This is a genomic window from Caballeronia glathei (genome assembly GCF_000698595.1).
GTDB lineage: Bacteria > Pseudomonadota > Gammaproteobacteria > Burkholderiales > Burkholderiaceae > Caballeronia > Caballeronia glathei.
Map to the genome: position 1 here is coordinate 1 of NZ_JFHC01000356.1, position 302 is coordinate 302.

Genomic DNA, 302 nt, shown 5'->3' on the forward strand with positions numbered 1-302 from the left:
CTATTCGCAGTGCCGTCCTATTGGGCGCGAAGCAGGTGATCGTGATCGACTGCGTGCCCGAGCGCCTCGCAATGGCGCGCGCCGGCGGTGCAGTTACGATCGACTTCAAGGAAGAGAGCGTACTTGATCGCCTGAAGGACCTGACCAACGGCAAGGGGCCGGAGAAGTGCATCGACGCAGTCGGCATGGAATCGCACGCAACGCGCTCCATTGATTCGCTCTACGACCGCGCGAAGCAGGCGGTGATGCTTGAGACGGACCGCCCGCATGTGCTGCGCGAGATGATCTATGTGTGCCGGCCT

Annotated in this window: 1 protein-coding gene; it reads left to right on the forward strand. The window is 62.3% G+C overall.

What is annotated here, in order from left to right:
* Positions 1–302: zinc-binding dehydrogenase (locus tag BG61_RS39115; RefSeq protein WP_035943998.1), on the forward strand; the 302-nt coding region annotated here is incomplete at both ends.